3 protein-coding genes are annotated in these 916 nt (G+C 72.8%); 2 read left to right on the top strand and 1 reads right to left on the bottom strand.

The window, feature by feature from the left end; translation table 11 throughout:
• Positions 1-223: LysR family transcriptional regulator (locus R6V09_RS53955; RefSeq protein ID WP_317888669.1), on the bottom strand; the 223-nt coding region annotated here is incomplete at its 3' end.
• Positions 224-361: 138 nt separating this feature from the next.
• Here R6V09_RS53955 and R6V09_RS53950 point away from each other — a divergent pair.
• Positions 362-655, top strand: coding sequence for a muconolactone Delta-isomerase family protein (locus R6V09_RS53950; RefSeq protein ID WP_317888670.1), 294 nt, complete (start codon positions 362-364; stop codon positions 653-655).
• 30 nt (positions 656-685) lie between these two features.
• Positions 686-916, top strand: a 231-nt coding sequence (locus R6V09_RS53945) for a YbfB/YjiJ family MFS transporter (protein ID WP_317888668.1), incomplete at its 3' end; no start/stop codon positions are given.

Genomic DNA, 916 nt, shown 5'->3' with positions numbered 1-916 from the left:
GCAGGGCACGGGTGTGCGGGAGCAGGGCGACACCGGCCGGGGTGAGGGCGACCGAGCGGCGGTCGCGGTCGAAGAGCCGTACGCCCAGATCGCGTTCGAGGGCCTTGATCTGCTGGGAGAGGGAGGGGCCGGCGATCAGGAGGCGGTCGGCGGCCCGGCCGAAGTTCAGCTCCTCGGCGACGGCGACGAAGTACCTCAGTTGGCGCAGCTCCACGCCCGTCATGCTACGCGGGCTGGGAGGCCGGATCTCTCAGCAGGGAGCATGCCCGTCGTGGCGCCCGCGCCGGGCACGGGCCACGATGAGGGCATGGAGACCCGGCACCCTGTCGCCTGGCCGGGCGGGCCCGAACGGAGCGAGGTCATGCGAGAGTTCCTGGTCGAGATCACCACCACCATTCCCGAGGGCACCAGCAAGGACGAGGTCGACCGGCGCCGCGCCGCTGAGGCGGTCCGCTCCCGCGAACTGGCCGCCACCGGTCACCTGGGACGGCTGTGGCGTCCGGTTGGCGAACGGCGCAGCATCGGCATCTGGCTCGCGGACGACGAGGACCAGCTCCACGAGAAGGTGCTCGACACCCTGCCGCTGCACGCATGGATGACCTTCGCCGTCACCCCGCTGGAGCCGCACCCGAACGACCCCGGCCATGCGGAGTAACTCCCCCCGCCTGCAAAGGATTTCGCCGTTATGAGCCCCGGCGCCCCGGTCCCCTCGGCCCGGGCCGACGGTTCCCTTCTGTCGCCCTGGGCGCATGTCGTCCGGGTCGCCGCGGCGCTCGCGGCGGGCATGGGGGTCGGCCGCTTCGTCTACACCCCGCTCCTCCCGCTGATGCACGCCCAGGCCGGGCTGTCCACCGACGCGGGCGCCCATCTGGCCACCGCCAACTACGTCGGCTACCTCGTCGGCGCGCTCGCGGGC

It is taken from the genome of Streptomyces sp. W16, assembly GCF_033194735.1.
In the GTDB taxonomy this organism is placed as follows: Bacteria; Actinomycetota; Actinomycetes; order Streptomycetales; family Streptomycetaceae; genus Streptomyces.
Note: the sequence above shows the minus strand (reverse complement) of the source record. Positions and strands in the feature narration are given on the sequence as shown.